General features: G+C 69.7%; 25 protein-coding genes. 21 read left to right on the top strand and 4 right to left on the bottom strand.

Features of this window, described 5'->3' with window-relative positions; all coding sequences use genetic code 11:
• The coding region (locus HYV93_03400; GenBank protein ID MBI2525008.1) for an ABC transporter substrate-binding protein at nt 1–290 on the bottom strand (290 nt) is incomplete at its 3' end.
• 591 nt (nt 291–881) lie between these two features.
• Between HYV93_03400 and HYV93_03395 the strand changes: the two genes are divergently transcribed.
• From HYV93_03395 to HYV93_03375, 5 genes are all read left to right on the top strand, one after another.
• On the top strand, nt 882–2,483 hold the full coding sequence (locus HYV93_03395) for an FTR1 family iron permease (GenBank protein ID MBI2525007.1): 1,602 nt from the start codon (nt 882–884) through the stop codon (nt 2,481–2,483).
• A gap of 20 nt (nt 2,484–2,503) precedes the next feature.
• Complete coding sequence (locus tag HYV93_03390) at nt 2,504–3,073, top strand: iron transporter (protein MBI2525006.1); 570 nt, start codon at nt 2,504–2,506, stop codon at nt 3,071–3,073.
• Between the two features lie 10 nt (nt 3,074–3,083).
• Nucleotides 3,084–3,653, top strand: a complete 570-nt coding sequence (locus HYV93_03385; GenBank protein MBI2525005.1) for an iron transporter — start codon at nt 3,084–3,086, stop codon at nt 3,651–3,653.
• Between the two features lies 1 nt (nt 3,654).
• Entirely contained in the window at nt 3,655–5,148 is a 1,494-nt protein-coding gene (locus HYV93_03380; protein MBI2525004.1) for a 4Fe-4S binding protein, read from the top strand.
• Between the two features lie 319 nt (nt 5,149–5,467).
• Nucleotides 5,468–6,760: a hypothetical protein gene (locus HYV93_03375; protein MBI2525003.1), complete on the top strand. Its 1,293-nt coding sequence runs from the start codon at nt 5,468–5,470 to the stop codon at nt 6,758–6,760.
• Nucleotides 6,761–6,933: 173 nt separating this feature from the next.
• On the opposite strand, the gene HYV93_03370 is transcribed toward HYV93_03375, so the two are convergent.
• From HYV93_03370 to glgB, 3 genes are read right to left on the bottom strand one after another with little or no spacing between them, the layout of a single operon-like run.
• Nucleotides 6,934–8,196 (bottom strand): Glu/Leu/Phe/Val dehydrogenase, encoded by a 1,263-nt coding sequence (locus tag HYV93_03370; GenBank protein MBI2525002.1) that lies wholly within the window; start codon nt 8,194–8,196, stop codon nt 6,934–6,936.
• Nucleotides 8,197–8,213: 17 nt separating this feature from the next.
• Nucleotides 8,214–10,388: a glycogen debranching protein GlgX gene (glgX, locus tag HYV93_03365; protein MBI2525001.1), complete on the bottom strand. Its 2,175-nt coding sequence runs from the start codon at nt 10,386–10,388 to the stop codon at nt 8,214–8,216.
• Between the two features lie 8 nt (nt 10,389–10,396).
• Nucleotides 10,397–12,613 carry a 1,4-alpha-glucan branching protein GlgB gene (gene glgB / locus HYV93_03360; protein MBI2525000.1) on the bottom strand — a complete coding sequence of 739 codons (2,217 nt, stop codon included), beginning with the start codon at nt 12,611–12,613 and terminating at the stop codon, nt 10,397–10,399.
• Between the two features lie 171 nt (nt 12,614–12,784).
• Here glgB and HYV93_03355 point away from each other — a divergent pair, with 171 nt between their 5' ends.
• The 16 genes from HYV93_03355 to HYV93_03280 form a co-directional block, all read left to right on the top strand.
• The gene (locus HYV93_03355) at nt 12,785–14,854 is read left to right on the top strand and encodes a response regulator (GenBank protein MBI2524999.1); all 2,070 of its coding nucleotides are present in this window, start codon (nt 12,785–12,787) and stop codon (nt 14,852–14,854) included.
• Nucleotides 14,855–15,169: 315 nt separating this feature from the next.
• Nucleotides 15,170–15,613: a hypothetical protein gene (locus tag HYV93_03350; GenBank protein MBI2524998.1), complete on the top strand. Its 444-nt coding sequence runs from the start codon at nt 15,170–15,172 to the stop codon at nt 15,611–15,613.
• Between the two features lie 228 nt (nt 15,614–15,841).
• Nucleotides 15,842–16,480, top strand: a complete 639-nt coding sequence (locus HYV93_03345; GenBank protein ID MBI2524997.1) for a hypothetical protein — start codon at nt 15,842–15,844, stop codon at nt 16,478–16,480.
• A complete protein-coding gene (locus tag HYV93_03340) occupies nt 16,477–17,901 on the top strand; it encodes a sigma-54-dependent Fis family transcriptional regulator (protein ID MBI2524996.1) in 1,425 nt (474 codons plus the stop codon). The genes HYV93_03345 and HYV93_03340 overlap by 4 nt, the downstream gene beginning before the upstream one ends.
• Nucleotides 17,882–18,409 (top strand): Hsp20/alpha crystallin family protein, encoded by a 528-nt coding sequence (locus HYV93_03335; GenBank protein ID MBI2524995.1) that lies wholly within the window; start codon nt 17,882–17,884, stop codon nt 18,407–18,409. Before HYV93_03340 ends, HYV93_03335 begins: the two co-directional genes overlap by 20 nt.
• 4 nt (nt 18,410–18,413) lie before the next feature.
• Entirely contained in the window at nt 18,414–20,558 is a 2,145-nt protein-coding gene (locus tag HYV93_03330) for a CDC48 family AAA ATPase (protein MBI2524994.1), read from the top strand.
• Between the two features lie 217 nt (nt 20,559–20,775).
• On the top strand, nt 20,776–21,021 hold the full coding sequence (locus HYV93_03325) for an Hsp20/alpha crystallin family protein (GenBank protein MBI2524993.1): 246 nt from the start codon (nt 20,776–20,778) through the stop codon (nt 21,019–21,021).
• Between the two features lie 3 nt (nt 21,022–21,024).
• Nucleotides 21,025–21,438 (top strand): response regulator, encoded by a 414-nt coding sequence (locus tag HYV93_03320; GenBank protein MBI2524992.1) that lies wholly within the window; start codon nt 21,025–21,027, stop codon nt 21,436–21,438.
• Nucleotides 21,438–22,238, top strand: coding sequence for a GvpL/GvpF family gas vesicle protein (locus HYV93_03315; protein ID MBI2524991.1), 801 nt, complete (start codon nt 21,438–21,440; stop codon nt 22,236–22,238). Before HYV93_03320 ends, HYV93_03315 begins: the two co-directional genes overlap by 1 nt.
• On the top strand, nt 22,235–22,972 hold the full coding sequence (locus HYV93_03310; protein ID MBI2524990.1) for a GvpL/GvpF family gas vesicle protein: 738 nt from the start codon (nt 22,235–22,237) through the stop codon (nt 22,970–22,972). The genes HYV93_03315 and HYV93_03310 overlap by 4 nt, the downstream gene beginning before the upstream one ends.
• Nucleotides 22,965–24,455 carry a PAS domain S-box protein gene (locus HYV93_03305; protein MBI2524989.1) on the top strand — a complete coding sequence of 497 codons (1,491 nt, stop codon included), beginning with the start codon at nt 22,965–22,967 and terminating at the stop codon, nt 24,453–24,455. The genes HYV93_03310 and HYV93_03305 overlap by 8 nt, the downstream gene beginning before the upstream one ends.
• Nucleotides 24,456–24,469: 14 nt before the next feature.
• On the top strand, nt 24,470–24,850 hold the full coding sequence (locus tag HYV93_03300) for a response regulator (GenBank protein ID MBI2524988.1): 381 nt from the start codon (nt 24,470–24,472) through the stop codon (nt 24,848–24,850).
• 303 nt (nt 24,851–25,153) lie between these two features.
• Nucleotides 25,154–25,372 carry a gas vesicle structural protein GvpA gene (gene gvpA, locus HYV93_03295; protein MBI2524987.1) on the top strand — a complete coding sequence of 73 codons (219 nt, stop codon included), beginning with the start codon at nt 25,154–25,156 and terminating at the stop codon, nt 25,370–25,372.
• Between the two features lie 84 nt (nt 25,373–25,456).
• Complete coding sequence (locus HYV93_03290; protein MBI2524986.1) at nt 25,457–25,804, top strand: hypothetical protein; 348 nt, start codon at nt 25,457–25,459, stop codon at nt 25,802–25,804.
• A gap of 147 nt (nt 25,805–25,951) precedes the next feature.
• Nucleotides 25,952–26,302, top strand: a complete 351-nt coding sequence (locus HYV93_03285; GenBank protein ID MBI2524985.1) for a hypothetical protein — start codon at nt 25,952–25,954, stop codon at nt 26,300–26,302.
• Nucleotides 26,303–26,370: 68 nt separating this feature from the next.
• Nucleotides 26,371–26,973, top strand: a 603-nt coding sequence (locus tag HYV93_03280) for an AAA family ATPase (protein ID MBI2524984.1), incomplete at its 3' end; no start/stop codon positions are given.

The following is a 26,973-nucleotide window of genomic DNA, read 5'->3' as shown; positions in this document are numbered from 1 at the left end:
GGCTCCTTGCCGAGCAGCTCGGCGAACATCCGGTTGACCGACGCCCCCTTCGCCAGGCAGTGGCCGTGCCCGCGATGCGTGCTCGTGATGAAGTCGTCGCGGCGCAGGGCCTCGCAGACACCGACCGCCACGGCCTCCTCGCCCGCGTAGAGGTGGGCCAGGCCCGGCATCTTCGCGCTCTTGTACAGCTCGTTCACCTGCTCCTCGAAGGCGCGGATCTTCGCCATCTGGCGGTACATGTGCAAGTGCTGCTCCAGCTCCATCCGCGGCTCGCTCACCTGGGTCGTCATTGACCTGTCCCTTTGCGTCATGGGGTTGTCAGCCGTCACCGCGCTGCCCTGGCGGGAGCGAGGGTAGCACACTCGGGGTCCGGACCGCGGGGCAGGTCTCTCCGTCCCGGCAGGTTGACGGGCCGGCGCCCGCTCGCTACGCTGGCACGAGATGAAGGACGTGCCCGATCCAGCGCGCGAGCGGCAGGTCGCGGGACTGTGCGCGAATTGCCGTCACGTGCGACGCGTCACGTCCGGACGCGGGTCGGTGTTCTACCGATGCGGGCGTGCGGCCGAGGACCCGAGCTTCCCGAAGTACCCGCGCCTTCCTGTCATCCGGTGCACCGGCCATGAGGCATCCCAGGGCCTGGCTCCTTGATCTCGCCCAGCGTGCGGCCGAGCCGCTGGGCCGGCTCGATGAACCGAAGGACCTCGACAGTCTCGTCCGAGTAGAGCCGGCACCTCTCGCTGCCCGAGCCGCGACCTGACCGATCCGGAGGCTTCTTCCGGGCTCTCGGCGGCTGTCCAGGGCACCGGAGAAATTCCCATTGACATTAGGGTGTGTGTGTTGTCAGAGTTAGGGTTGCCTAAGTCACATCTGGGAGAGCACGGATGACAAGAGAACCGCGCGTCCGGATCGGGGTGGGAGCCACTGTGGGCGTCCTGCTCGTCGCGTCCGTCGCGCTCGGCGGGACCGAGGCGCTGCCGGGCCCCTGGCTGGAGATCGTCGGCGAGATCTCGGGCGTGCTGGATCGCGCCGTGAGGGCGTACGAAGCCAAGGATCTGCGGGGCGCGCAGGACCTCGCCGCCGACGCGTACTTCGGCCCGTTCGAAGAGCGCGGCATGGAGGCCGCCGTCCGCCGGGAGATCTCCGTCCGGCGCGCGCGGGAGCTGGAACGGATGTTCGGGGGGCTCCGGCAGGCCATGACGAGGGGGGAGCCGGCGCTGCGGGTGCGGCAGCAGATCGCGGCGCTGCGCGAGGCGCTCGACCAGGACGCGCGGGAGCTGGTCCGGGCCGGCGCGACGGCGACGCCCCTCGCCGAGAAGGAAGAGAGTGTCGGGCCCGAGGCGGACGCCGTCCCGCGCGCGCTCGCGGCGCAGGCGCTGACGACGCAGATCTCCGCTCGCCTTGAACAGGCAAGCGAGCGTCACCGGGCCGGCGACCGCGAGGGGGCCAAGGCGCTCCTCATGAGCGCCTACTTCGATCTCTTCGAGGGGCAGGGGCTGGAGGCCGCCGTGGCGGCACGCGCCCCGCGACGGAAGGCCGAGATCGAGGCGGGCTTCGTGCACCTCCGGGGCTTGATCGTCGCCGGGGAGCCGGCGGATACCGTCGCCGAGGCGGTGGAGGCGCTGAAGGGCCGGATTCATCAGGCGGCGGCGCTCCTGGACCAGAACCGCGGCCACTGGGGCGCCTTCCTCAACGGGCTGATCCTCATCGTGCGCGAGGGCTTCGAGGCCATCCTGATCGTCACGGCCCTGGCGGCGTACCTCCTCAAGTCCGGCCACCGGGGCAGGGTTGGCGTGGTCTACCGAGCGAGCGCCGTCGCGCTCGTGGCGAGCGTGCTGACGGCGATCGCGATCCGGACCCTCTTCACCGTGAGCCCCCGCCACCAGGAGACGCTCGAGGGCGCCGCGATGCTCCTGGCCACCGCCGTGCTCTTCTACGTGAGCTACTGGCTCACCAGCAAGGCAGAGGCCGACCGCTGGCAACGCTACGTCCGGACGAAGGTGCAGGCCGCGCTGGGGGCGGGCAGCCTCGTCACCCTCTGGTCCGCCGCGTTCCTGGCGGTCTATCGGGAGGGCGCAGAGACGGTCCTGTTCTACGAGGCGCTCCTCGCCGGGAGCGGCCCCGGCGAGGGAGGGGCGGTGCTGGCGGGTCTCGGCGTCGGGTCCCTCGTCCTCGTCCTGATGTTTCTCCTCCTCCGATCCGGCGCGCTCCGCATTCCCATCGGGCCGTTCTTCACGGTCACGTCCGTGCTGCTCTACTACCTCGCCTTCGTCTTCGCCGGCAGGGGCATCCGGGAGCTGCAGGAGTCGGGGCTCGTCGGGATCACGCCGGCGAGCGGGATCCCCACGTGGGACTTTCTCGGCCTCTACCCGACGTGGGAGAGCGTGGGGCTCCAGGCAGTCCTCGTCGGCGCAGCGATCGTCGCGGTCGGCCACCTCTTCCGGCGGCGCGGGAGGCTGGCGAGCGCCGAAACGGTTCACCCATGACCTCGAGGAGGGGAAAGCGCATGAGTGCGCGTCGAACCGTAGTCGTCGCAGTAGCCCTGGCGCTCGGGCTCGTACCGGGATCGGCGCTCTCCAAGGAGGTCCCCATCGGGGAGCCGAAAGTAATCGAGGCAGCGGGGCTCGAGGTGGCGGCCGTCTATCTCCAGCCGATCGAGATGGAGCCGGCCAGCCACCAGGGGAAGCCGCTCTATCTCCCGAGGGCGAAATCGAACATCCATCTCGAAGCGGACATCCACGCCGTGAAGGGCAACAAGCACGGGTTCCGGGACGGCGAGTGGGTGCCGGCCCTCACCGTGCGCTACACGCTGAAGAACCTCGACACCGGGCACGAGCAGTCGGGGCTGCTCCACCCGATGGTGGCCAACGACGGCCCTCACTATGGGGCCAACCTTAAGATGCCCGGGCTCGGCAACTACAAGCTGATCTTCATCGTCGAGCCGCCAGGGAGCGGAGGCCCGGACGCCCCGGTGCGGCAGGGTCTTGGTCTGGCCTCGAAGATTCCCTGGTGGAAGCCGTTCCAGGTGGAGTGGTCGTTCAAGTACTTCGGCCCAGGCAAGAAGGGCGGCTACTGAGGAGGCGATGATGACTTCGAAGCCAACGATCTCTCGGGAAACGCTGCTGTTCGTCCTCCTCCTGCTCGTGGGCCTCGTCGGTCTCTCGACGGCAGCCCCGAAGGAAGCCGCGATGGAGTCGGTGGCCGGGCCGGAGGCCGGCCTGACCATCGTCGCCGGCTCCCTGCCGCCGCTCGCCGTGCAGGGACCGGACGCGGCGGGCCGGTCGCTGTTCGCGCCACCCGGCGGCGCGTCCCTGTTCCTGGCCGTCGACGTCCGGGCCCAGAAGGGGAACAGGAACGGCTTCGGCGCCGGCGAGTTCGTCCCGTACCTGTCGGTCTCGTACCGCGCGCGGCGGCAGGACGGCGGTGACGCGGGGGCCGGCCAGCTCCATCCGCTGGTCACGCGCGACGGGATGCGCTACGGCAACAACCTCAGGCTCCCCGGGCCCGGGGGCTACACGATCACGCTGACCATCGCCCCTCCCGTCAAGGTGGGATTCGGGCGTCACACGGACCTCGAGACCGGCGTCTCCCGGTGGTGGAACCCCGTGCAGGTCGAGTGGAAGCTCACGCATCCGGCGCCGAAGGGGAGCCGGTGAGATGAGGGGCCCGGCGCATTCATCCGTCCCGGTCGTGTGCGACGGGGCCTCCGCGGCCGATCACCGCGGGCCGGAGACGTCCTCGTCCGCCCCCCCTCCTGCCCTCGGGTCGAGGCTGGCGGCCCGCATCGAGCTGGCCTTCCTGCGACACCCCCGCGTCCTCCCGGCGCTCCACCTCTGCATGATCCTCGTCTACCTGGCCCTGATCCTCGTGCCACCGCTCCTGCCGGCGCCGCCCGAGGACGCCACCCCCTTCACGAGCGTCGTTCGCTTCTCGCAATTCGTCTTCTGGTACCTCTGGTGGCCCTTCGTCGTCCTCTCGATGATCCTCTTCGGCCGCGCCTGGTGCGGCTTCCTCTGCCCGGAGGGGGCGCTGGCGGCATGGGCCTCGCGCTTCGGCGGGGACCGCCCCATCCCGCGCTGGATGCGCTGGGGCGGGATCCCGCTCCTCGCGTTCGTCGGCATCACGATCTACGGTCAGCTCATCGGCGTCTACGAGTATCCGGCGCCCCAGCTCCTGATCCTCGGCGGGTCCACGGCGCTGGCCGTGACCGTCGCGCTGATCTACACGCGGAGGGGCTGGGTCTGGTGCCGCTACCTCTGTCCGGTGAGCCTGCTCTTCGGCGTCTTCTCGCGCCTCGGGGCCATGCACTTCCGGGTGGATCACGCGCGCCTCGCGGCATGGACGCCGGCTCGCGGGCAGACCGGGAAGAAAGATCCGTGCCCGGTCTTCATCTATCTCCCGAAGATGGCGACAAACCGGTATTGCCTCATGTGCTTCCGCTGCGCCGGCTGGCGGGATTCGATTCACCTGAGACTCCGTCGCCCGGGAGAGGAGCTGCTCCACATCAACACCGCCGAGCCGCTCGTCTGGGAGGTCGTCTTCCTCTTCGGCGCCATCGGCCTCCCGCTGGGCGTCTTCCACTGGACGGTGAATCCCCTCTTCCCACGGCTGAAGGAGCTCCTCGGCAGCCTCGCCCTCGCCGCCGGTCTCGGCAGCGTCATCGGCTCCAGCGCCCCCTGGTGGCTCCTGTCCGATCACCCGGACGCGGGCGAGGTGTTCAACCTGCTCGACGGGATGAGCATCGTCGCCTTCCTGCTCGGAGTGACCCTGCTCACCGTCGGTCTCTTCTCCGCACTCACGTGGCTCTCCGGCCGATTGCTCGAGCCCGTCCTCGGCGAGCCGGCCCGGATGCGTGAGCTGTTCACCCGGATCGGGTACCTCTACACGCCCTTGAGCCTTCTGTCCCTCTTCCTCGGCCTGAGCCAGCTCACCTTCGGCTACCTCAAGGGCGTGGGCTTTCCCGGGCTCGCCACCGACGTGATCCGGGGCGCGCTGCTGGCCGGGGGCGCGGTCTGGAGCCTCCATCTCGGCCGCCGGATCCTGGCGCTCCAGACGGCCGACGGCCGCCGTGTCAGGCTCGCGCTCCTGCCGCACCTGGCCGGCGTCGCGCTCATCCTCGCGGCCTGGGTCCCGGTCTTCTACCTCTGGTGAACATCACCATGGCCGCGTCGCATGGATGCAGCACTACCCGGTGACCCAGCGGTGATGCGGGCTCGTGCTACCGACGCGACCGCCGCGGGTCTGCGGGGCGGGGAATGCCGCTGCGACTGCGGCAACCTGCTGGCCCGCTGGCGCGACGGCGGCCTCGAGCTCAAGTGCCGGCGCTGCAAGCGCCGCGTCGTCGTGAACGTCCCTCCCGCTCCGAGAGAGGTTCAGCGGATGTCCTGACCGACGAGCGTCGATTCAATCCCGAGCGGCCAGCGGCCTTGCGCCCAGCGCCCTAATCCAGCCCGAGGGAGAAGGGAACGCCATGCGCAGACTGCTGGTCAGCATGTTTCTGTCCGTCCTGTCCGCCCTGGCCTGTCCGAGCCTGACCACGGCGGGCGCGAGCGACGAGGCCTTGGCTCGGCTGCTCATTAGGAAGGGCATCCTCACCCAAGAGGAATACGAGGCGCTGAAGAAGGAGATCGAGGGGGTCGTCCCGCCAGCGCCCCAGGAAGTGGCAGACGCGCTGAGGGACGAGGTGCGGCAGGAGTTGAAGAGGCGCGACGAGGAATCGATCGCCTTCACGCTGAAGGTGGAAGGCGAGGGCCGATGGCGCGCCCACAAGGACGTGGGAGACACGCACAGTGGCTCGACGTCGGACCTCTTCCTCCGGAGGGCCTCGGTGGGCCTTGAGGCGAGGCCTTTGGACTTCCTCACCGCCCGGCTGGTGCTCACCTCGGAGTGGTTCGGGGCGCAGACGACGGATCAGGGCCAGCCGGTAGACGACAAGGTGACGATCGACGAAGGGACGATCACGCTGAGGAGCGAAGAGGTCCCCGTCTACGGGGTCTTCGGCTTTCGGACTCAACCGTTCGGCGCCTTCTTCTCGCGCCTGGTCACGGACCCCATGACTCAGGACGCGTACGAGGTCAAACAGGCCGGGGCGACGCTCGGCCTGACGTTGAAGACATGGGCACTGGATCTTTCCGCAACCGTCTACCGCGGAGAAGAGCAGATGAATCACCTGTTCGCGTCCGGCCTCTTCGATGCGGAGTCAGTCGTGCGCTCGACCGACGCGGGCTTCCGGGCCGAGACCGACGACGTCACATCATTCATCGTCGCCGCGAGCGTTGCGCCGTTCAAGGACCTCCTCCTGGCCGCGGCGGTCCTGTCAGAACCCGGGGACGCTCGACGCAACACGACCGCAACAGCCTCGGCAGGATACACCCTGGGTCGTGTGACGGCGGAGGTCGAGTTCGCCGCCGCCCTGGCCCGGGAGCGCTACGTCCTCCAGAGCTCCGGGGAGCGGCTCGGAAGGTCGTTCGAGGAGAAGATGGTCTCGTTCGGGCTGACGTACAGGCTCGCGAAGCCCCTGGACGTCGCCGCCAGGTTCGAGCACCTGTGGGACGACGGCCTCGCGCGCCAGGCAGGAATCTGGTCGGCCGACACCCGGGCGAGCCTGGGGGTCGGGTACACGCTCTTCGAGCGGGAGGAGACCAACGTGCGGCTTCTGGGCGAGTATCGCCTCACCGGCTACCGCCGAGGCGGCACCGCCCGAGATTTCGCCACCCCGGAGCAGAGCGAGGCGTTCGTGAAGCTCCAGGTCGGCTACCGGTAGATCCAGGGCATGTGGCGCCTTGAGGGCACGGGGGGAGGCCGATCGTGATCATTCATGCCGGTCGAACCCGATCGCCGAATCCGGCGCTGATCACTCGCCGGTAGCCAGGCGCGCCCGGTCGAGCACCTCCCTGACCGTGCCGGCCAGGCCCGCGGGTTCACACCTTCGGTGGGCTACGGGTAGAGGCCGCGGACGCGGTGGCCCTCGGCGACCCGGCGGACGCCCTCCATCAGCGCGGCCGTGCGGAGGTCCACCCCTTCCTTCTGGCCCAGCGTCCATACGCGGTTGAAGGCCCGCGCCATGATCTCCTGCAGCCGCGAGGTGATCTCGCTCTCCTTCCAGAAGTAGTACTGCAGCCCCTGCACCCACTCGAAGTAGGAGACGACGACGCCGCCGGCGTTGGCGAGCACGTCGGGGATCACCGTGATGCCGCGGTCGTGGAGGAGCACGTCGGCCTCCGGCGTCGTGGGGCCATTGGCCCCTTCCACGACGACGCTGGCCTTGATGCGCCCGGCATTGTCCTCGCGGATCTGCGAGCCCACGGCCGCGGGGATGAGGATGTCGCAGGGCTGCTCGAGGAGCTCGGCGTTGCTGAGCGGATCGGCGCCGGGAAAGCCCGCCACGCTGCCGCTCTCGGCCACATGGGTCTCGAGCTGGCGGATGTCGAGCCCGGCGGGGTTCCAGACCCCGCCGCGGAAGTCGCTCACGCCGGTGATGAGGCAGCCGTCTCGCCACAGCAGGCGCGCGGCGACGCCGCCGACGTTGCCGAAGCCCTGGACGACGACCCGGCGCCCCCTGAGCTCGTGGCCCAGGTGGCGCGCCGCCTGGTAGAGGACGTAGACGATGCCGCGGCCCGTCGCCTCCCGCCGGCCCACCGAGCCGCCGATGATGAGCGGCTTGCCCGTGACGACTCCGGGGACGCTCTTGCCCTGGGTCATGGAGTAGGTGTCCATCATCCACGCCATGGTCTGCTCGTCGGTGCCGAGGTCCGGGGCGGGGATGTCGTGGTCCGGTCCGATCAGGAGGATGATCTCCGCCGTGTAGCGGCGGGTCAGGTGCTCCAGCTCGGCCCCGGACAGCTCCCTGGGGTTGCAGCGGACGCCGCCCTTGGCGCCGCCGTAGGGGAGCCCCATGAGCCCGCACTTCCAGGTCATCAGCATGGCCAGCGCCGTGACCTCGCCCAGGTTGACGTCCTCGTGGTACCGCAGTCCCCCCTTCGTGGGGCCGAGCGCGGTGTTGTGGTGGACGCGGTAGCCGATGAACACCTTGGTCTTGCCCGTGTCCATCCGGATGGGGACGGAGACGACCAGCGCCCGGCGCGGGACGCGCAGCCGCTCGTGGATGTCCGGGTCGAGGTCGAGTCTCGCCGCGACACGGTCCAGCTGGGCCAGCGCCGTGCGGTGAAGCTCGGAGTCGAATTCCTGGCTGTCGACCATGATGGGCCGTCCCTCCTTCAGGATATCTCCAAGGGGTCCCTCGAGCGCGGGGCTCGCCTCCTCAGCCGGAACACGGCCAGCGAGCGGCCCATGAGGGGGAAAGCATCCCCGGCCCCGAAGGTTTGCCGCCGCGGCCCCAGCTCCCAGTCCCGGGTGTCGAGCGTGAGCTCCCAGCGCATCCGGGCCCGGTGGGCGGGGAGCACGAAGGCGATCTCCTCGTGGTGGGCGTTGAGCAGCACGAGGAAGGAGTCGCCGGCGATGCGGTCGCCCCGGTCGTCCACCTCCTCGATGGCGTCCCCCGCGAGTCTGAGCCCGAGACAGCGGCTCAGCCCGTCATGCCACTCCTCCTCGGTCATCTCCTTGCCGTCGGGGCGGAACCAGGACAGATCCTTCACCTCCGAGCCCCGGATGCGGCGGCCCTGGAAGAACATCCGGCGGTGGAACACCGGGTGCCCGAGCCGGAGCCGGATCAGCCGACGCGTGAACTCGAGCTGGCCGAGGGCCTGTCGGGAGAGCGGCCACGGGAACCACGACAGCGCGCTGTCCTGGCAGTAGGCGTTGTTGTTGCCGCCCTGGCTCCTGCCGATCTCATCGCCGGCCGCGAGCATCGGGATCCCCTGGGAGAGGAGCAGGGTCGCCAGGAAATTCCGGACCTGGCGCGCGCGCAGGGCCAGGACGTCGGGGTCCTCCGTCGGGCCCTCGACCCCGCAGTTCCAGGACCAGTTCTCGTCGGTGCCGTCGCGGTTGCCCTCGCCGTTCGCCTCGTTGTGCTTGCCGTTGTAGGCGACGAGATCGGCCAGCGTGAAGCCATCGTGAGCCGTGACGAAGTTGACGCTCGCCGAGGGCCGCCGGCCGCCCCGCTCGTAGAGGTCGCTGCTGCCGGTGAGCCGGTAACCGAGCTCGGCCACCTGCCCCCCGTCGCCCTTCCAGTAGCGGCGGATGGTGTCGCGGTACTTGCCGTTCCACTCGGCCCAGCCCGCCGGGAAATTGCCCACCTGGTAGCCGCCCTCGCCGAGATCCCAGGGCTCGGCGATGAGCTTCACCTGGGAGATCACCGGGTCCTGGTGGATCACGTCGAAGAAGGAGGAGAGGCGGTCCACGTCGTGCAGCTCCCGCGCCAGCGCCGAGGCCAGGTCGAAGCGGAAGCCGTCCACGCCCATCTCGAGCACCCAGTAGCGGAGGCTGTCCATGATGAGCTGGAGCGTCCGCGGATGCGTCATGTCCAGCGTGTTGCCGCAGCCGGTGTAGTCCACGTACTCGGCGCGGTCGTCGGGCCGGAGGCGGTAGTAGGCGGCGTTGTCGATGCCGCGGAAGCAGAGCGTCGGTCCCTGGCGCCCGCCCTCGGCCGTGTGGTTGTAGACCACGTCCAGGATGACCTCGATCCCCGCCCCGTGGAGCGTCCTGACCATGCTCTTGAACTCGGCCACCTGCTCCCCCCGTGAGCCGGCGGCGGCGAAGCGGGCATCGGGGGCGAAGTAGCCGATGGAGTTGTAGCCCCAGTAGTTGGTGAGCCCACGGTCCACCAGCGCGCGCTCCGGCACCGAGTGATGCACCGGCAGGAGCTCCACCGCGGTGACGCCGAGGCGGCAGAGGTGATCCACCACCGCCGGCGCGGCGAGCCCCGCATAGGTGCCGCGCAGCGCCTCGGGGACGTCCGGGTGGCGGGCGGTGAATCCCTTGACGTGCAGCTCGTAGATGACGGTCTCGTGCCACGGCGTCCGCGGCCGGCGGTCGCCGTCCCAGGAGAAGGCCGGATCCACCACCACGCTCTTCGGCACGCAGGGGGCGCTGTCCCGCTCGTCGGGGGCGGCGTCGCTCGCGGGCTCGCCCCCGCGGTAGCCGAGGAGCGCATCGTCCCAGCGGAGCGGGCCCGCCAGGGCGCGCGCGTAGGGGTCCAGGAGGAGCTTGGCCGGATTGAAGCGATGGCCGACCGCGGGGTCGTACGGGCCGTGGACGCGATAGCCGTAGAGCAGTCCCGGCCGCGCCCCGGGCACATAGAGGTGCCAGACCTGGTCGGTGCGCTCCTGGACCGGGATCCGCTGCGCCTCCCGGGCCGGATCGGCGGTGTCGAAGAGGCAGAGCTCCACGGCCGTCGCGTGCTCGCTGAAGAGCGCGAAGTTCACCCCGGCGCCGTCCCACGTGGCACCGAGCGGATAGGACGCGCCCGGCCGCGTCCTGACGGGAGCCGGCACGGCTGGGCTCACGGGCCCGCGTGGCGGAGCAGGAGCCCCCCCAGCGGGGGCAGCGTGAGGAGGACCGAGTGCGGCTGGCCGTGCCACGGGACAGGCTGGCTGTGCACGCCGCCCGCATTCCCCACGTCGCTGCCGCCGTAGAGCGCGCTGTCCGTGTTGACGGCTTCCGCCCACCAGCCCGCGCGCGGGACGCCCACGCGGTAGCCGGGCCGGGGGACGGGGGTGAAGTTGCAGACGCAGAGGACGAGGCCCCGCTCCTCGCGCGCGAAGCGGACGAAGGAGATGACGCTCTGCTCCCAGTCGCTGCAGTCCATCCACCGGAACCCCTCGGGCTCGGCGTCGCGCTCGTGCAGCGCCGGCTCGCTCCGGTAGAGCCGGTTCAGGTCCGCCACGAGCCGCTGGACGCCGCGGTGATACGGGCCCGCGTCGAGGAGATGCCAGTCGAGGCTCCGCTCGTGGTCCCACTCGGCGGGCTGGGCGATCTCGCCGCCCATGAACAGGAGCTTCTTGCCCGGGTAGCCCCACATGAAGGCGTAGAGGAGGCGCAGGTTGGCGAAGCGCTGCCAGTCGTCGCCCGGCATCTTGCCGAGGAGCGACCCCTTGCCGTACACCACCTCGTCGTGGGAGAGGGGCAGGAGGAAGTTCTCGCTCCAGGCGTAGAGCATCCCGAAGGTGAGCTGGTTGTGGTGGTACCTGCGGTGGACGGGCTCGTGGCGCAGATAGTCCAGCACGTCGTGCATCCAGCCCATGTTCCACTTGAGCCCGAAGCCCAGGCCCCCGAGGTACACCGGGCGCGACACCGCGGGCCAGGCGGTGGACTCCTCCGCGACCATCAGCACATCCGGGTAGAGGCCGTACACCACCTCGTTGAGGCGCTTGACGAAGGCGATGGCCTCCAGGTTCTCCCGGCCGCCGAACTGATTTGGGAGCCACTCGCCGGGCTGGCGCGAGTAGTCGAGGTAGAGCATGGAGGCCACCGCGTCCACGCGCAGCCCGTCCGCATGGTAGCGGTCCAGCCAGTAGAGCGCGTTGCCGATGAGGAAGTTGGCCACTTCCAGCCGCCCGAAGTTGAAGACGCGCGTGCCCCAGTCCGGGTGCTCGCGCAGGCGGGGGTCCGCGTGCTCGTAGAGGTGGCTGCCGTCGAAGAAGGTGAGGCCATGGGCGTCCTGGGGGAAGTGGGCCGGCACCCAGTCGAGGATGACGCCGACGCCGCGCTGGTGCAGACGGTCCACGAAGACCATGAAGTCGCGGGGCTCGCCGTACCGCCGCGTGGGCGCGTAGTAGCCGATGGTCTGGTAGCCCCAGGAGCCGTAGAAGGGGTGCTCCATCACGGGCAGGAGCTCCACGTGGGTGAAGCCCAGGTCGGTCACGTAGTCGGCGAGCTGATCCGCCAGCTCGTGATAGCCGAGGAAGCGCCCGCCCTCCTCGGGCACGCGGCGCCAGGAGCCGAGATGCACCTCGTAGATGGACATCGGCTGGGCCAGGCCCTGGCGGTTCCCCCGCCCGGCCATCCACGCGGCGTCCTGCCACTGGTAGCCGGAGAGATCGCGGACGACGGAGGCCGTGCGCGGCTCGTCCGGCTCGAAGCAGACGGCGTAGGGGTCGGCCTTGAGCGCCAGCGGCGCGCCCGAGCGCGCCAGGACCTCGAACTTGTAGCGCGCTCCCTCCGTCACGCTGGGGACGAACAGCTCCCAGATGCCGTTGGCAGGATGGAGCCGCATGGGGTGGCGGCGGCCGTCCCAGCTGTTCCAGTCCCCGACCACGCTGACCCGCCGGGCATTGGGGGCCCAGACGGCGAAGATCACGCCCTTCACGCCGTCGACCCGCGCCGGGTGGGCACCGAGCTTGTCGTAGACGCGGTAATGCGTCCCCTCGCCCAGGAGATGGAGATCGTAATCCGAGAGCGTGGGCGCGAAGCGGTATGGATCCTCGATCTCGCGGGTGCGCCCCTGGCCATCGGTGACCCTCAGCCGGTAGCGGAGCGGCGCGGTGGCGCCGGGGGCCCTCTCGGGGATGGACCCCTCCCAGAGCCCGGCGGGGTGGAGCGCCAGGAGCCGGTGGGGTGGGGCGCCGCCCTCGGCCACCGCCTCCACCGCCCGCGCCCCGGGCAGGAAGGCCCGGATCGTCAGTGATCCCGCGGCGTCGCGATGGGGACCCAGCACCGAGAAGGGGTCCCCGTGCTCGCCCGTGACCAGAGCGTGGATGGCGTCGGCAGGGAGTCGCACCGCCTCATTGTATCGGATTCGGCCCGGCCCGGCCCCCCCCGCCTTCCGCTGGCGGCCGTCCTCGATGCTTGACGACCCGCCGGGATAGGAATAAGAGAGGGAGGACTGGCCTGGACGGCGCTGGAGGTGGATGCCAGGCCCGTGATGGTCGGCGGGAGGGAGACGTTGGGGATGGGTGAGGGCCGGGAGCTCCAGGCGGTCGGTCGAGTGCTTCGATCAGTGACGGGGCCCCCGGGTGATCGCGGCGCCAGGATCTTGGTCGTCGACGACGAACGGGACGTCCTCGATATCATGGTCGAATGCCTCTCGCTGGCTGGTTATGACGTCCTCTCGGCGCACGATGGCGAGGAGGGCCTCCGGATCTTCCAGCGCGACCATCCGGCCCTGGTCATCACCGACCTTTCGATGCCTGGCATGGGCGGGCTCGAGCTGGCCAAGACGATCAAGGCGCTCTCCCCACCGACGGAAGTCCTGATCGTCACCGGGCATTCGACCATGGCCTCGGCCATGGACGCGCTCCGTCATGGAGTCTTCGACTATCTCCTCAAGCCCCTCACTCTTGGTGAGCTCGAATTGAGTGTGCAGCGGGCCCTGGAGCGCTCCCGGCTCGTCGAGGAGAATCGAGCCCTGGTTCGGAAGCTGGAAGAGCGGATCCAAGTCCAGACGGAGGCGCTCTCGGCGAGCCAGCGCCGGACCCTGGCCGTGTTCAACTCCATTTCGGACGCCGTCGTGATCGTCAACCGGGAGTTCATCATCCTCGATGCCAACGAGGGCGCCGCCACCTCGAGCGGGGTGCCGGCCGCGGAGCTCGTCGGGCGGAAGTGCCACCGGGAGCTGTTCGGCAGAGACGAGGTCTGTCCTGGCTGTCCCGTGCAGGCGACCTTCGACACCGGGAGAGCCGTGTCGGTGTCGATGCAGCGAGAGGACCGCGCCGGGAGCGCGGACAGCCGGGAGCTCGAGGTCCACAGCTACGCGCTGATCTCCGGCGAGGAAACGGTCCGTGAGGCCGTGGAGCACATCCGGGATGTGACCGAGTACCGGCGGGCCGAGGAGGAGCGCCTCGCACTGAGAGCGCAGAGGGACCAGGACGACGTGACGCGCGTGATCGGGCGACTGGCCGGAGGCATCGCCCACGACTTCAACAACCAGCTGACGGTCATCAAGGGGTGTGCGGAATTCCTCCTCGACGCGATGCCGGCGGATGATCCCGGTCGCGAGGACGCGGAGCGGATCAGCGAGACCGCGGACCGGGGCGCGCGGCTGGTCCGCCAGCTCCTGGCCTTCAGCCGGAAGCAGAAGATCCAGCCCCGCCCGCTGCGTCTGCAGGACCTCGTCAACGAGATGGTGGCCATGTTCCGCCCGCTCCTGGGGGAGCAAGTCCTGGCCCGTGTCCGCACGGCGGCGGGGTTGTGGCGCGTGCGCGCCGATCCGGGACAGATCGAGCAGATGATCATGAACCTGGTGGTCAACGCCAGGGACTCGATGGTGGCCCCGGGGGAGCGGTTCCCGGCGGGGACGCTCACGGTGGAAATGGCCAACGTCGAGCTGGATGAGAAGGCGTTCCGCCCGACCCTGGAGGCCGTGGCCCCCGGTCAGTATGTGATGCTCGCCGTCAGCGACACGGGGTCCGGAATGACTGAGGACGTACGGAGGCAGATCTTCGAGCCGTTCTTCACCACGAAGGCGTCCGGGAAGGGGACGGGGCTGGGGCTGTCGACGGTCTTCGGGATCGTGAAGCAGCACCGCGGGTACGTCCTGTGCGACAGCCGGCCCGGGCATGGGTCCACGTTCAGGGTCTACCTGCCACGTGACGAGGAGGAGGGCGACGCGCCGGCCGAGGAGATGGGTCCCGTCCTCGCCCCTGGCCTGAGTTGCGGCGGGGCCGTGACATCCCTGGTCGTCGATGACGAGCCGGAGGTCCGGGAGATCGTCAAGCGGGGGCTGGAGGCTTCCGGCTACCGGGTGCATACCGCCGGGGGCTTGCAGGAGGCGCTCACTGTGGCGGCGGCGGCCAAGGGGCCAATCCAGCTGCTCGTGACCGACGTGGTCATGCCGGGAGGAAGCGGGCGGGTGCTCGCCGAGCGCCTCGTGGCGACCTTTCCAAAGATGAAAGTCCTCTTCATTTCTGGCTACTTCGACGACGGGACCGAAGGGCCCGAGGTGCCGGGGGCTTTCTTCCTCCAGAAGCCATTCAGCCCGAACGAGATCGCCCGGAAGGCGCACGAGATCCTGGACCTATGACAGAATAGCGACGCCGCCTCAGGGCAGGGACGCCGCACCATAGAATATGGTGTTAACTCCATAGCGTTTCCTCCATACTCACTGCGCCTGATCCGCCGCCGATCGGGATCCGCAGTCACTTTTCTCGACCTGCTGGCTCTCGCCGACGGCACCCGCTCCCTTCTTGCTGCATGCTCGCCGGCCCGAAGCCAGCCCAGCCTCTGGCACTATCGTTGCTTAACCCTCTCGCAGCCTGGAGAGGTTGAGGCGGGCCACCAGGGCGCGAGGCTCCGAGGCGGTGCAGGGGACCGGGGTGAGTTCCCGAGGAGGATCCTGATGGCAGTCATGGATCGGCTCGAGCAGCGGAATGGCGCGGCGCCACTCGGGATCGGCCTTGTCGAGCGGATCGGCCGGGCGTGGCGGGGGTCCCATCGTGAAGAGGACGCCGCGGCACAGGCGCCTGCCGACCCTCACAGATGCCAGTGGCGGCAGCTGGCCTACGCCTCGCTACCCATCACCGAGGAGTCTCCCGGCGCCTCGACGTTGATGATCGAGGGCTGCTGCCTCTGCCCCGCGGTGCGCTCGGGTGTCGTCGCGGGGCGCTGGGTTCCGGGCGCATCCGGCGAGCTGGTCCGGGTGGGCGGCGTCGCGCCAGCCCGCATGTCTTTCCCGCCCGCCGCCGAAGCCGGCGGGGGCGCGTGTGAACGGCAGCTGCCCGCGCGGGCCCAGGAGCGCCAGCCCGTTCCTGCCGTGGCTGTCGCGGCGCCGGCCTGGCAGTGACCGCTGGGGCCCCCAGGCAGGCCCGGGGGATCCGAAAGCGAGAGTAGCGAAACTATTGTAACTTTCCGGTCTCGGTGGCGTAGATGTTGTGGCGTGACCTCCCTGCCGGCCGAAACGCGGTCAGCGACGTGGGCCGGAGCACGGGCAAGTGACTTCCGCGTTGAAAGAGCGTATGGAGCGCACACCATGGCGTCAGCGCCACGCCCCCAGGTGCCGGAGGCGTCGGGAGTGAGGCCGCCGGACCGGGTGAGGAGGCGGGTCCTGATCCACATCCCGATCATCCACACACAGGCCGACATGGGAGCGCTGGCCGGGTCGGTGCGGCGCGTGACGGTCCAGAAGCTGGGCCGCCAGGCGTGGAAGAGCCACGTGGAGGCCATAGGGCAGATGTGGGAGGAGATCCGCCGAGCGGTGGAAGGGTGGGGGTTGCCCTGGGAGAACGTTCGCCTGTACCAGGATGGGCTGCCGCGTTGCGGACGCGAAGCGGAGATCGTGGCTGAGCTGGCCTCGGCTGGAAGCGCGAATCATCAGCTCCTCCTCTCGCTGATGAAGAGAGGTGCCACCCTCATGGGGACCGAATCGCCCGAGCTGCTCCTGGAAGAGTACCGGCTCGTTCAAGAGGTCCTGGCCGCCAAGGACCCGAAGGAGGCGGCCCGGATCGAGGCGCGTCACGGGGCGCGGAGCCGCTCCCTCCTCGCGCGGCGCGATGAGTACATCGCTCGCCGCGTCAACGAGTCTCTGCGGCCCGGAGAGACGGGGCTCCTCTTCCTGGGGATGCTCCACTCGCTCGACGCCCGGCTCGCCACGGACATCCGGGTGACGCATCCGATTCGCCGGCCACCCCATCCGCGGAGGCGGGCGACGTGACCGTCCCGGCCGGCCGGATCCTGATCGTCGATGACGAGGAGGGAATTCGCGACATCCTCTCCCGCCTCGTGCGGAAGGAGGGGTTCGAGCCGGTGACGGCCGCCGACGGGCAGGCGGCGCTGGACCTCATCAGGCGCGAGTCCCCCGACGTCCTGCTGCTGGACATCAAGATGCCCGGTCTGGACGGCATGGAGGTGCTGCGCCAGACCAGGGAGCTGGATGCAGACCTGCCCGTCATCATGATCACCGGTCACGGGTTCGTCAAGGGCGCGGTCGAGGCGCTCCGGGCCGGGGCGCATGACTACCTGGTGAAGCCGTTCGACCACGCCGACGTGATCCGGGCGGTCCACCGAGCCATGAACGACCGGCGCCTGCGCCGGACGATCCGGATCCTGTCCGAGCGGACACGCGAGGCCGCCTCGCTTCCAGATCTGATGGGGCCGAGCGACGTCGTCGCGCGGATCAGCGCGGATGTGACGCGCGTCGCCGCCTCTGACTTCGCGGTGCTCGTCACGGGCGAGACCGGAACCGGCAAGGAGCTCGTGGCCCGGGCGATCCACCACGCCAGCCCCCGGGCCTCCGCCCCGTTCATCGCGGTGGACTGCGGGGCGATTCCCGAGACGCTGTTCGAGAGCGAGCTGTTCGGCCACGAGAAGGGCGCGTTCACGGGGGCCGAGCGGCAGAAGCCGGGGAAGTTCGAGGCCGCCTCGGGCGGCACCCTCTTCCTCGATGAGATCTCCAACATGCCGCTCGGGTCCCAGGCCAAGCTGCTCCGCGCGCTCCAGGACCGGAGCGTGGTCCGGGTCGGGGGCACGAGGCCGGTGAGCGTGGACATCCGTCTCGTGGCGGCCACGAACGCCGACCTCGACATGACGGTCGCGGCGGGCGGGTTTCGCCGAGATCTCTACTTCCGCCTCAACGAGTTCGTCATGATGATCCCGCCGCTCAGGGAGCGCAAGCAAGACATCGTCTTCCTGGCGAAGCGATTCCTGGACCTCACGAACCATGAGCTCGGGAAGGCGGTCAAGGGCTTCTCGGAGGGCGCCGTGGAACGGCTGTTGACGCATGAATGGCCCGGCAACGTGCGAGAGCTGCGCAGTGCGATCCGGCGCGCCGTCCTGCTGGCGGATGCCGTGATCGAGGCCGCTCACCTCGGGCTGGCGCTCGCCCCGGCGCCGCCCTTCGGGTTTCCGGGCGCTCCGAATGTCTCGACCGACGGGGTGGGCCTCAAGGAGGTGGTGCGCCGCGCGACCATCGCCGTGGAACGGACCGTCCTGATCCAGATGCTGAAGAAGACGGGGGGGAACAAGGCCAAGGCCGCGCGGCTGCTCCAGATCGATTACAAGACGATCCACACGAAGCTGAAGGAGTACGGCCTTGCCGTACAGGGAGGCGAAGGCGATGGCCAAGCAGAGGGCTAAGCGGACCCCCAGCGAGGGGGGAGTCGGGGCAGGGCTCGGCGGGATCCTGATGGGTCTCGGCGGTCTGGTGGAAAAGCTGGGGGAGCTCGCGGAGACGGGGCGCGAGTTCTCACAGACCGGGGAGATCCGTGGGCCCGGCTCCGGGAAGGAGCTCAAGGGGATCTACGGTTTCACGGTCAAGGTCGGCCTCGGGGGCGAGGGGGTCAAGGTCGAGCCCTTCGGGAACATCCGTCGCAACGAGGAGACGGGGCAGTCGGTGGTTCACGAGGTCAGGGAGCCCGCGGTCGATGTCTTCGAGGAGCGGGACCACACCCTGGTCGTTGCCGAGATGCCCGGGATCGGCGTGGACGACGTGCGCCTCGAGGTCAAGGATGACCTGCTGACCATTGTCGCCGAGCGGGGAGAGAAGAAATACAGGAAGGAAGTGCTGTTGCCGGGGAGCTTCCCGCGGGACAAGATGCAGGTGTCCTGCGCCAACGGCGTCCTGGAGATCCGGTGTGTCAAGTGACGGGATGCCGACCCTCAAGCTCCGCGTGACCGAGGCCCTCGGCAAGGATGTCGGCCGGGCGTTCGCGCGCATGGATCCCGAGGATCTCCAGCGGCTCGGGCTGGCGATCGGCGAGATCGTGGAGATCACCGGGAAGCGCACGACCGTGTGCAAGGCGATGCCGGCCTACAAGGAGCAACGCGGGCAGTCCCGGATCCAGGTCGACGGGCTCGCCCGCGAGAACGCCGGCGCGGCCCTGGACGAGATCGTCCAGGTCAGGAAAGTCGCCAGCCGGCCCGCCGATCGGGTCGTGCTCGCGCCCACGACGATCACGCCTGCCGACCGGGACTTGAAGTACATCGGCAGCCTGCTGGACGGGCTTCCTGCCCTGGAGGGCGGCCGCGTCCGAGCGACGCTCTTCGGCAGCCGCTGGGCCGATTTCAAGGTCGAGAGCACGGCTCCCAAGGGGCCGGTCGTGATCAACCCCACGACCCAGCTGGTGATCGGGACGGCGGCGGGCGAGGAGCCGCGCCGGGCGCTCTCGTACGAGGACATCGGGGGGCTCAAGCGGGAGCTCGTGCGCGTGCGGGAGATGATCGAGCTGCCGCTGCGCTATCCCGAGGTGTTCGAGCGGCTGGGGGTCGAGGCGCCGAAGGGCGTGCTCCTCCACGGGCCTCCGGGCTGCGGCAAGACGCTCATCGCCCGCGCCATCGCCCACGAGACCGAGGCCGCGTTCTTCTCCGTGAACGGCCCCGAGATCATCCACAAGTTCTACGGGGAGTCGGAGGCGCATCTCAGGAAGATCTTCGAGGAGGCCACGCGCAAGGCCCCGAGCATCATCTTCCTGGACGAGATCGACGCCATCGCCCCCCGCCGGGAGCAGGTGCTGGGCGAGGTGGAGAAGCGGGTCGTGGCCCAGCTCCTGGCCCTGATGGACGGTCTCACGAAGCGCCAGCACGTCATCGTGATCGGCGCCACCAACATCCCGAACGCGCTCGATCCGGCGCTGAGGCGGCCGGGGCGGTTCGACCGCGAGATCGCCATCCCGATCCCCGACCGCAACGGGCGGCTGGAGATCCTCGAGATCTACAGCCGCGGGATGCCGCTCGCCGAGGACGTGGACCTGCCGCATCTGGCAGAGATCACCCATGGCTTCGTCGGGGCCGATCTCGAGGCACTGTGCCGGGAAGCGGCCATGATCTGCCTGCGCCAGGTCCTCATCGACATCGACTTCTCGCTCGCGCATGTGCCCTACGAGCAGCTTGCCAAGCTCGAGGTGCGCATGGACGACTTCATCGCGGCGCTCAGGGATGTGGAGCCCTCGGCCATCCGGGAGGTGTTCGTCGAGGTGCCCGATGTCGGGTGGAAGGACGTGGGTGGGGTTGCCGAGGTCCAGGCGCGTCTCGTCGAGGCGGTGGAGTGGCCCCTCAAGCACGCGGAGCTCTTCGAGACGGCGTCGATCAAGCCAACGAAGGGGATCCTCCTGACAGGTCCGCCCGGCTGTGGCAAGACGCTCGTCGCCAAGGCAATCGCCAACGAGAGCCGGGTCAATTTCATCTCGGTGAAGGGCCCCTCGCTCCTGTCCAAGTACGTGGGGGAATCGGAGCGCGGGGTGCGTGAGGTCTTCAAGAAGGCCCGTCAGGCCGCGCCCTGTGTCGTGTTCTTCGACGAGATCGACGCGCTGATCCCCACCCGGAGCGGCGGCGGCTCGGATTCGCACGTGTCGGAGCGGGTTCTCGCTCAGTTCCTCGCCGAGATGGATGGCGTCGAGGAGCTGAAGGGCGTCCTGGTGCTCGGGGCGACGAACCGCCCGGACATGATCGATCCGGCCATCCTCCGGCCCGGCCGGTTCGACGAGGTGATCGAGATCCCGATGCCGGATGAGCAGGGGCGCCAGGAGATCTTCGACGTTCACCTGCGGGGCAAACCCCTGGCGCCGGGAATCGACACGAAGAAGCTGGCCGCCCAGGCCGAAGGCCTGAGCGGCGCCGACATCGCCGGCGTCTGCCACCGGGCCGCGCTGACGGCGGTGCGCCGGGTGGTGGAGGCGGCCGGTGACAACCCACCCGACGCGAAGGCGCTCCGGATCACGGCCCGGGACATCCGGACGGCGCTCGCCGCGGCCCAGGAATCCGGGGAGGGCACGCCGGGCGACGACACGGACGCGTGATCCCGTGATCCGGGGCATTCCCCCACGCACGATGTCGACGGTCTCGCGCCAGACGCGCCGGGGCGTCGGCGTGCGGCGGCCCTCGGGCGGATCTTCGGACTGCCCGAGCGCCGAGTTCACGCCCCTGAGGAAGCCCCGGCAGTGGCGATATCAGATCAGGCCGTCGTTCAAGCGGGTGAGGGGGCCCCTGGTTGACGTCTTCGATGAGGCCGAGGAGGTGCTGATTGTCGTCGACCTGGGAGGGTTCACCCGGGGCGAGATCTCGCTGAGCATGACTCCCGAGCACTACGTTCTCCAGGCCACGCGGGGGGAGCAGCGGTTCAGCGAGCGGATCGAGCTGCCTCCGAACGTGGACGCGGAGCGCTTTCAGGAGCGCCTGACGAACGGCGTGCTCGAGATCATCCTGCCCAGGAAGAAGGTCCCGGCTCAGCCGGTGCACAGGCGCGCGACCCGCCGGAGGTGACCCATGGCAGACGCCCCGCCCAAGGCCCGATGCACCATCCTCGTGGTGGACGACGAGCCGGAAGTGCTCCGCCTCGTCACCCGGATCCTGGCCGCAGAGGGAACCGAGATCCTCGCGGCCGGAACGGGCGCCGAGGCTCTGGCGATCGCGCGGCAGGGCGGGGTGGACCTGGTGATCCTGGACATCAAGTTGCCTGACATGATCGGCACGCAGGTCCTCCGGCGCATCCGGAGGTTCGACCCGGGTGTCCCGGTCATCATGGTCACCTCCCACGGATCGGTCGAGACGGTCCGGACCTGCATGGAGCTTGGTGCCTTCGACTACCTCACCAAGCCCTTCGACAACCGGGAGGTCAGGCGCCTCGCCCGGGAGGCTCTCGCGTCCCGGGCAGGCGGGTCGGTTCCCTCGAGGGCGTGATGCCCGCCACGTACCTCTACTGCCTCGCGCGATCCGGCGCCCTGACCGCCATCGACGGCCCGGGCCTGGACGCCGAGCATCCCCTGGATCTGATCCGGTTCGAGGACATCGTGGCAGTGGTCAGCGCGGTGAGCGTGGACGATTTCCTCGGGGCACCGGCCGAGGCACGAATGAGTGACCTCGCCTGGGTCGGGCCCCGGGCCTGCCGCCACGAAGAAGTGATCGAGCGGGCCATGCGCGTCTCCCCCGTGGTGCCGGCCCGCCTCGCCACGCTCTTCTCGTCACGGGAGACCCTGGCCGCGTGGCTCGAAGCCCACCACGACCCCCTCTCGCGTGCCCTGGATCGTTTCGCCGGCCACGACGAGTGGGCTGTCAAGGGGGCGCTCGACAGGCGCAGGGCGAAGGTCCACTTTCTGGACGCGGCTCTCGCACGGCAGGGGGGCGCGGTCTCCTCATCACCGGGGAAGCGTTACTTCGAAGAGCGGAGGATCCAGGCCGGGATCGGCCAGGAGATCGAGGCCTGGCTGAAGGAGGCGAGCGCGGGGATCGGCAAGGCATTGCTCGACCACGCGGTGGACTTCCGGGAACGGCGGATCGTGTCCGGCGGGACCCCGGACGACGCCGGCGCCAGGGTTCTGAATTGGGCGTTCCTGGTACCGCGGAGCCGCGTGGACGATTTCCGGGAGCGGATCCGGCAGATCAACGCCAAGCATGCCCTCCACGGGCTCGTCCTCGACCTCTCCGGGCCCTGGCCTCCTTACAGCTTCTCTCCGTCCCTCGAGCCCACGCCGGCGGCATGACCCTCCTTCTCTACGGCATCGTCTTCTCGCGGTCCGGGGGCCACGTCTCGGACCCTCCGCCACCGGGACTCCCTCCGGGAGTCGGGGGCGCTGCCGTGAGCCTGATCGAGGAGGGGGACCTGGGCGCGGCCGTCTCGCGGATCGAGCCGCCTGACCTGACCCGGAACATGACGCCGGTGCTGGCCTACGCGAAGGTCGTCGAGGCGCTCCACGCCGACCGGACGGTTCTGCCGATGCGCTACGGGTGCGTGTTCGAGGAGGAGCCCCAGGTGGTGGAGCTGATCCGGGTTCACGGGGAGGAATACGGGGCCGTCCTGCGCGGCCTGGACGGGTGCGTGGAGATGGGAGTCCGCGTCCTGCCCCCCACCGGATCGCCCTCCCGCTGCTCCCCCATCCCTCCGCAGATCCGGGGCGCGTCGGGCCGCGCGTATCTGGCGGCCCGGGCGGCGCGCTACGCCCGCGAGGAGGCAGCCGACCGCGCCGTCGCGGCGGTGGCCGAGCGGCTGCGCGGCGCGCTGGACGGGCTCGCCGAGAGAATCGAGACCGACCGCGCCGTCAGGACGGACCGGGCTCTCTCCTCGCTCTATTTTCTGGTCAAGCGGGGGGCGGTGGAACCGTTCCGCCTGGCCTTCCGGCACATCGAGCGCGCGGAGGCGGCCAGGCTCCTCCTGAGCGGCCCCTGGCCCCCCTACAACTTCGCGACGCCGCCGCGGCCGGGGCAGGGACATGGCTGATCGTCGGGAGTCCCGCGAGACGACCGGGCATGGCCCCGGCGAGACCGAGCGCTACGAGAAACTCTATGCGATGTTGCTCGACGCCATCCCCTCCTCGGTGCTCCTCATCGACGCGCGGCTCCACGTGGTATCGGCCAACCGCAACTTCCTCGAGAAAGCCCGGCGGGCCGAGGCGGACACCCTCGGTCAGCGGATCGACGCCGTCTTCCCTCCCCTGATCCTCGATCACATGGATCTCGCGCGGCGGGTTCGCGACGCCTTCGAGCGTGGCGAGCCGACGCGGGGCGAGCGGATGACCTACCGCTCGCCGGGGTTGACCACGCGCGTCTACTACTACAGCCTCATTCCCTTCGCCTGGCGCGGCACCGTCGAGCACGTGATGCTCCTGCTGGAGGACGTGACCGAGCAGGTGCGGCTGGGCGAAGAGGCCCGGCGAGCCGAGCGCCACGTGGCCAGCGTCGTGGAGAGCGCCAGCGATCTCGTCCTCTCCACCGACGTCGACGGGCGGATCCTCACCTGGAACACGGCGGCCGAGCGGGTGTCCGGGTATTCCCGCGACGAGGTCCGGGGCCGCCTCTTCTCCGAGCAGTGCTCCGAGCCGCACCGGGCCCTCGTGACACAGGAGTTCGCGCGGGCGAGGAGCGGGAGAGAATTCGGGACAGCCGAATGGGACCTGGTCACGAAGCCGGGGGCGCTCGTGCCGGTCGCCTGGGTCGGATCCGCGATGAAGAACGACCTGGGCCGGGTGGTCGCGATCGTGGTCGTGGGCCGCGATCTCACGGAGCGGCGCAAGCTGGAGGCGCAGTTGCTCCAGAGCCAGAAGCTGGCCGCGCTGGGAGTCCTGGCCGGGGGGATCGCCCATGAGATCCGGAACCCGTTGGCCCTCAGCTCGTCGGGCGCCCAGTTCCTCTTGGAGGATTCCAGCGACGCTGAGTTCCGGAGGGAGTGCGCAGCGCAGGTCCAGGAGGGGATCCGGCGGGCTTCGGTCATCATCGAGAACCTCCTGCGGTTCGCCCGTCCGGGGGACCGGACCGACGTCGAGCCGATGGACGTCGTGTCAGTGGTCCGGGACGCGGCCGCGCTGGTGGCCAACCAGGCCAGGGTCCAGCAGATCAACATGGTGGTGGACCTGCCCCCCGATCCCGTGCGCGTCAGCGGGGTCCCCAGCATGCTCCAGCAGGTCTTCTTGAACCTCCTCTTGAACGCCGTGAACGCCATGCCGGGGGGAGGCCTGCTGCGCGTCGACGTGGAGCGGGTGGGCCTCGAGGGCCAGGTCCGCGTCAGCGACACCGGCCACGGCATTCCTGCCGGAGAGATGGACAAGGTGTTCGACCCGTTCTACACGACGCAGCCGGTGGGCAAGGGGACCGGGCTGGGCCTGTCCATCTGTTATTCCCTCGTCAAGCACCACTTTGGGGCGATCGAGGTGGAGAGCGTCGAAGGCCAGGGCTCCACGTTCACCGTCAGGCTGCCCCTCCTGTGACGGGCGAGAACGCGATGATCGGGGACGAGGCGGCCGTTCTCATCGTCGATGACGAGCCGGGCATGTGCTGGGCGCTGGACCACATCCTGAGAAGGAGCGGCATCGCCTCGGTCACGGCGACCACCGGCCAAGAGGCGCTCCATCTGGCCGCGCGGCAGCGTTTCCGGCTGGCCTTCGTCGACGCCAAGCTCGCCGACGCCGAGGGGCTCGAGCTGGCCCGGCGAATCCGGGCGGCGGATCCCGGGATCCGCATCGTGCTGGTCTCCGGCTACTTCTACGGCGACGACCCCGAGGTGCTCGAGGCCGCAGCCTCGGGCGTCATCAACGCCTTCGTGAGCAAGCCCTTCCTGCACGACGAAGTCCGAACGCTTGCCAGCGCGGCCCTCGCGCCGTAGCGGGCCGAGCGCTCGCCCGGCCGCCCCCCCCCTCGTGCCGTCGCAGGAAACCTTTCGGGGGGTGGGCTCCTCAAGTCATGGCGAGGGTTCCATGGAACGGGCTCGCAGGGAGCCTGCCGGCGCGGGCCCGAACCGCACGAGGCCTCCGCAACGTCCTGATAACGCAGCCCTCAGACACGGAGAGAATCCGGCCGGGGGCGCGGCACGACCCTTGCTCCGTGGGACGTGCGGTAGGCCGAGGCGAGGCCGGCGAGGCCAGCCGAAGGCAAGCGGAAACCCATCACACAGGGGAGGTGACACACAATGGCGAAGGTGCAGAAGTCGACGGACTCGTCCAGTCTCGCGGAGGTGGTGGACCGCATCCTGGACAAGGGCATCGTGGTCGATGCCTGGGTGAAGGTGTCTCTGGTCGGGATCGAGTTGCTCTCGGTCGAGGCCCGGGTGGTCATCGCGTCGGTTGAGACCTATCTCAAGTACGCCGAGGCGATCGGCCTGACGGCCAGCGCGGCTTCACCGGCGTAACGGTCGTGGCCAGTGTCCCGCTGGGGGCCGCTGCGGCAGCCCCCAGCGGGCGTTGGGCGAATCTCAAGAGGAGGTGACGGACACATGGGGCGATTGACGGATGACATGACGCGGCTCGTCGGGGAGATCCACGCGGGCCGCAACGATCGCGGGCGGCTGATGCGGGACCTCAAGCATGCGACGGTCGAGATGAAGCAGGCGGTGGGCGGGATGCAGGCAGGGTTCCGTTCGGCCCACGCGGACATGGCGCGGAGGCAGCAGCGGATGCTCGGCGGGTTCGCCTCGGGCCTCAGGGGCACGGTGGCGGGCTTGCGCAAGGCGTTCGCGGATGACCTGGCGGGCGCCCACAAGGTCTGGGCCGGCGCCGCGCCTGGCACGATGGCCGGCCGCACCCGGCGGGGCGGAAAGTGGTTCGCGGGCGAAAGCGCGTGACGGCCTGACGGCCAGCGCGGCTCCGTCTCGGGCCGGGCGAGTCGGGGGGGTCGTGGACCGTGATGGGCGCGACGTCTCACGTTTCACGCCCCGCGATTCGCCCGATCGAATGAGGGGGGAAGAAGCGTGGGGCGATTGACGGATGGCATGACGCGGATCGTGGACGAGATCCACGCGGGCCGCAACGAGCGCGCACGGCTGACGCAGGAGCGCAAGCGTGCGGCGGTCGAGATGAAACACGCGGTGGCGAGTCTGCGAGGCACATTCGCGGCCGATCTGGCGGGCGCCCACGCCGCCTGGGTCGGGGCGGGGGCCGCCGGGTCACGGGGCCTCGCGGAGCCCGGGCCCGCCGGCGCTGGCGCGTGGCGAGCGGTGGCCGAGCGCCAGGACGTGCTGCGGGAGGCCGCGGCAGAGCGCCGGCGCGCGGAGGCGGAGCGCCGAGCCCGCGACGCGGGCCGCCTGGCACCGAAGGGTAGAGGCCGGCATCGGCCGCGTTGAGACCGTCGCCGCCCTGCGGCGCCCCCTCCCGGAGAGGGGAACAAGCCGTTCCGAGAGAGGAGTGACGCATGACCGACAATGGGTTCGGGGTGCTCTCTGAGGTCACGGTCCGGGTGGTGCCGGGCGATGACAAAGTCTGTCCCGAGGCGGGTGAGGGGTTCGTATCCACCCCCGAGGTACAGGCGTTGACCGACCGCGCCCTCACGTACCTACAGGTTGGCTACCCCATTCACTTCTCGGGGCCGGCGGGAACGGGCAAGACCACCCTCGCCCTGCACGTCGCGTCGAAGCTGGGCCGTCCGGTGACGCTCGTCCACGGCGACGACGAGTTCGCCAGCTCTGATCTCGTGGGCAACGACTACGGCTATCGCAAGTCGAAGCTCGTGGACAACTTCATCCATTCCGTCCTGAAGACCGAGGAGGAGATGAAGACCCTCTGGATGGACAATCGGCTCACGACCGCCTGCCAGAACGGCGACACCCTCATCTACGACGAGTTCACCCGGTCGCGACCCGAGGCCAACAACGCGCTCCTGAGCATCCTGGGAGAGCGGATCCTGAACCTGCCCAAGCTGCGACGGAGCGGTCAGGGGTACCTGGAGGTGCACCCCGAGTTCCGCGCGATCTTCACCTCCAACCCGGAGGAGTATGCCGGGGTGCACAAGACCCAG

The sequence above is a fragment of the Candidatus Rokuibacteriota bacterium genome (assembly GCA_016188005.1).
Lineage (GTDB): Bacteria > Methylomirabilota > Methylomirabilia > Rokubacteriales > CSP1-6 > UBA12499.
The sequence above is the reverse complement of the archived record's forward strand: the minus strand, read 5'-3'. Positions and strand labels throughout refer to the sequence as shown.

What these genes read in the sequence shown, in the direction of transcription:
- HYV93_03395 (MBI2525007.1), top strand. Translation starts at nt 882, where the DNA reads ATGACAAGAGAACCGCGCGTCCGGATCGGGGTGGGAGCCACTGTGGGC.
- HYV93_03390 (MBI2525006.1), top strand. Translation starts at nt 2,504, where the DNA reads ATGAGTGCGCGTCGAACCGTAGTCGTCGCAGTAGCCCTGGCGCTCGGG.
- HYV93_03385 (MBI2525005.1), top strand. Translation starts at nt 3,084, where the DNA reads ATGACTTCGAAGCCAACGATCTCTCGGGAAACGCTGCTGTTCGTCCTC.
- HYV93_03380 (MBI2525004.1), top strand. Translation starts at nt 3,655, where the DNA reads ATGAGGGGCCCGGCGCATTCATCCGTCCCGGTCGTGTGCGACGGGGCC.
- HYV93_03375 (MBI2525003.1), top strand. Translation starts at nt 5,468, where the DNA reads ATGCGCAGACTGCTGGTCAGCATGTTTCTGTCCGTCCTGTCCGCCCTG.
- HYV93_03370 (MBI2525002.1), bottom strand. Translation starts at nt 8,196, where the DNA reads ATGGTCGACAGCCAGGAATTCGACTCCGAGCTTCACCGCACGGCGCTG.
- HYV93_03355 (MBI2524999.1), top strand. Translation starts at nt 12,785, where the DNA reads ATGGGTGAGGGCCGGGAGCTCCAGGCGGTCGGTCGAGTGCTTCGATCA.
- HYV93_03350 (MBI2524998.1), top strand. Translation starts at nt 15,170, where the DNA reads ATGGCAGTCATGGATCGGCTCGAGCAGCGGAATGGCGCGGCGCCACTC.
- HYV93_03335 (MBI2524995.1), top strand. Translation starts at nt 17,882, where the DNA reads ATGGCCAAGCAGAGGGCTAAGCGGACCCCCAGCGAGGGGGGAGTCGGG.
- HYV93_03330 (MBI2524994.1), top strand. Translation starts at nt 18,414, where the DNA reads ATGCCGACCCTCAAGCTCCGCGTGACCGAGGCCCTCGGCAAGGATGTC.
- HYV93_03320 (MBI2524992.1), top strand. Translation starts at nt 21,025, where the DNA reads ATGGCAGACGCCCCGCCCAAGGCCCGATGCACCATCCTCGTGGTGGAC.
- HYV93_03315 (MBI2524991.1), top strand. Translation starts at nt 21,438, where the DNA reads ATGCCCGCCACGTACCTCTACTGCCTCGCGCGATCCGGCGCCCTGACC.
- HYV93_03310 (MBI2524990.1), top strand. Translation starts at nt 22,235, where the DNA reads ATGACCCTCCTTCTCTACGGCATCGTCTTCTCGCGGTCCGGGGGCCAC.
- HYV93_03305 (MBI2524989.1), top strand. Translation starts at nt 22,965, where the DNA reads ATGGCTGATCGTCGGGAGTCCCGCGAGACGACCGGGCATGGCCCCGGC.
- HYV93_03300 (MBI2524988.1), top strand. Translation starts at nt 24,470, where the DNA reads ATGATCGGGGACGAGGCGGCCGTTCTCATCGTCGATGACGAGCCGGGC.
- gvpA (MBI2524987.1), top strand. Translation starts at nt 25,154, where the DNA reads ATGGCGAAGGTGCAGAAGTCGACGGACTCGTCCAGTCTCGCGGAGGTG.
- HYV93_03290 (MBI2524986.1), top strand. Translation starts at nt 25,457, where the DNA reads ATGGGGCGATTGACGGATGACATGACGCGGCTCGTCGGGGAGATCCAC.
- HYV93_03285 (MBI2524985.1), top strand. Translation starts at nt 25,952, where the DNA reads ATGACGCGGATCGTGGACGAGATCCACGCGGGCCGCAACGAGCGCGCA.